Annotated in this window: 2 rRNA genes; both read left to right on the forward strand. The window is 51.9% G+C overall.

The window, feature by feature from the left end:
* Nucleotides 1–148: 148 nt before the first annotated feature.
* Nucleotides 149–3,057, forward strand: a 23S ribosomal RNA gene (locus M977_RS23650).
* Nucleotides 3,058–3,169: 112 nt separating this feature from the next.
* Nucleotides 3,170–3,285, forward strand: a 5S ribosomal RNA gene (gene rrf, locus M977_RS23655).
* The last annotated feature ends 2 nt before the right edge of the window (nt 3,286–3,287 follow it).

Here is a 3,287-nt window from a genome sequence, read left to right on the forward strand (position 1 = left end):
TTTGCTCTTTAAAAATCCGGAACAAGCTGAAAATTGAAACGACACACTGTTTCCTTTCTCCGTAATAAGAAAGGAATAGAAGTGTGTTCGAGTCTCTCAAATTTTCACAACATACGAGTGTGTCTTACGAGACATCTTCGGGTTGTGAGGTTAAGCGACTAAGCGTACACGGTGGATGCCCTGGCAGTCAGAGGCGATGAAGGACGTGCTAATCTGCGATAAGCGTCGGTAAGGTGATATGAACCGTTATAACCGACGATTTCCGAATGGGGAAACCCAGTGCAATTCGTTGCACTATCGTTAAGTGAATACATAGCTTAACGAAGCGAACCGAGGGAACTGAAACATCTAAGTACCTCGAGGAAAAGAAATCAACCGAGATTCCCCCAGTAGCGGCGAGCGAACGGGGAACAGCCCAGAGTCTGAATCAGTTTGTGCATTAGTGGAAGCGTCTGGAAAGTCGCAGGGTACAGGGTGATACTCCCGTACACAAAAATGCACTTGCTGTGAACTCGAAGAGTAGGGCGGGACACGTGGTATCCTGTCTGAATATGGGGGGACCATCCTCCAAGGCTAAATACTCCTGACTGACCGATAGCGAACAAGTACCGTGAGGGAAAGGCGAAAAGAACCCCGGCGAGGGGAGTGAAACAGAACCTGAAACCGTGTACGTACAAGCAGTGGGAGCCTCTTTTATGGGGTGACTGCGTACCTTTTGTATAATGGGTCAGCGACTTATATTCTGTAGCAAGGTTAACCGTATAGGGGAGCCGCAGGGAAACCGAGTCTTAACTGGGCGTTAAGTTGCAGGGTATAGACCCGAAACCCGGTGATCTAGCCATGGGCAGGTTGAAGGTTGGGTAACACTAACTGGAGGACCGAACCGACTAATGTTGAAAAATTAGCGGATGACTTGTGGCTGGGGGTGAAAGGCCAATCAAACCGGGAGATAGCTGGTTCTCCCCGAAAGCTATTTAGGTAGCGCCTCGTGAACTCATCTTCGGGGGTAGAGCACTGTTTCGGCTAGGGGGTCATCCCGACTTACCAACCCGATGCAAACTACGAATACCGAAGAATGTTATCACGGGAGACACACGGCGGGTGCTAACGTCCGTCGTGAAGAGGGAAACAACCCAGACCGCCAGCTAAGGTCCCAAAGTCATGGTTAAGTGGGAAACGATGTGGGAAGGCACAGACAGCCAGGATGTTGGCTTAGAAGCAGCCATCATTTAAAGAAAGCGTAATAGCTCACTGGTCGAGTCGGCCTGCGCGGAAGATGTAACGGGGCTAAACCATGCACCGAAGCTGCGGCAGCGACGCTTATGCGTTGTTGGGTAGGGGAGCGTTCTGTAAGCCGTCGAAGCTTACCTGTGAGGGTAGGTGGAGGTATCAGAAGTGCGAATGCTGACATAAGTAACGATAAAGCGGGTGAAAAACCCGCTCGCCGGAAGACCAAGGGTTCCTGTCCAACGTTAATCGGGGCAGGGTGAGTCGACCCCTAAGGCGAGGCCGAAAGGCGTAGTCGATGGGAAACAGGTTAATATTCCTGTACTCGGTGTGACTGCGAAGGGGGGACGGAGAGGGCTATGTTAGCCGGGCGACGGTTGTCCCGGTTTAAGCATGTAGGCGGAGAGTTTAGGTAAATCCGGACTCTTATCTAACGCTGAGGTGTGATGACGAGGTACTACGGTACTGAAGTAACAAATGCCGCACTTCCAGGAAAAGCCTCTAAGCATCAGGTCACATCAAATCGTACCCCAAACCGACACAGGTGGTCAGGTAGAGAATACCAAGGCGCTTGAGAGAACTCGGGTGAAGGAACTAGGCAAAATGGTGCCGTAACTTCGGGAGAAGGCACGCTGTCGGTAGGTGAAGTCCCTCGCGGATGGAGCTGAAGGCAGTCGAAGATACCAGCTGGCTGCAACTGTTTATTAAAAACACAGCACTGTGCAAACACGAAAGTGGACGTATACGGTGTGACGCCTGCCCGGTGCCGGAAGGTTAATTGATGGGGTTAAGCGCAAGCTGAAGCTCTTGATCGAAGCCCCGGTAAACGGCGGCCGTAACTATAACGGTCCTAAGGTAGCGAAATTCCTTGTCGGGTAAGTTCCGACCTGCACGAATGGCGTAATGATGGCCAGGCTGTCTCCACCCGAGACTCAGTGAAATTGAAATCGCTGTGAAGATGCAGTGTACCCGCGGCAAGACGGAAAGACCCCGTGAACCTTTACTATAGCTTGACACTGAACACTGGTCCTTGATGTGTAGGATAGGTGGGAGGCTTTGAAGCGAGGACGCCAGTTCTTGTGGAGCCAACCTTGAAATACCACCCTTTAATGGCTGGTGTTCTAACGTAGACCCGTAATCCGGGTTGCGGACAGTGTCTGGTGGGTAGTTTGACTGGGGCGGTCTCCTCCTAAAGCGTAACGGAGGAGCACGAAGGTTAGCTAATCACGGTCGGACATCGTGAGGTTAGTGCAAAGGCATAAGCTAGCTTGACTGCGAGAGTGACGGCTCGAGCAGGTGCGAAAGCAGGTCTTAGTGATCCGGTGGTTCTGAATGGAAGGGCCATCGCTCAACGGATAAAAGGTACTCCGGGGATAACAGGCTGATACCGCCCAAGAGTTCATATCGACGGCGGTGTTTGGCACCTCGATGTCGGCTCATCACATCCTGGGGCTGAAGTAGGTCCCAAGGGTATGGCTGTTCGCCATTTAAAGTGGTACGCGAGCTGGGTTTAGAACGTCGTGAGACAGTTCGGTCCCTATCTGCCGTGGGCGCTGGAGAATTGAGGGGGGCTGCTCCTAGTACGAGAGGACCGGAGTGGACGCATCACTGGTGTTCGGGTTGTCATGCCAATGGCATTGCCCGGTAGCTAAATGCGGAAAAGATAAGCGCTGAAAGCATCTAAGCGCGAAACTTGCCCCGAGATGAATTCTCCCTGGGAACTTGATTCCCCTGAAGGAACGTTGAAGACTACGACGTTGATAGGCTGGGTGTGTAAGCGTAGCGATACGTTGAGCTAACCAGTACTAATGATCCGTGAGGCTTAACCTTACAACACCGAAGGTGTTTTGGTTGAGAGACTATGACATTTGATTTTCAGCTTGAACCGAGATTTTAAGTCGATGGTTATGTGAAAGCATGACGGTTGATGAAACAGAATATGCCTGGCGGCACTAGCGCGGTGGTCCCACCTGACCCCATGCCGAACTCAGAAGTGAAACGCCGTAGCGCCGATGGTAGTGTGGGGTCTCCCCATGCGAGAGTAGGGAACTGCCAGGCTC

It is taken from the genome of Buttiauxella gaviniae ATCC 51604 (genome assembly GCF_001654835.1).
Classification (GTDB): Bacteria; Pseudomonadota; Gammaproteobacteria; order Enterobacterales; family Enterobacteriaceae; genus Buttiauxella; species Buttiauxella gaviniae.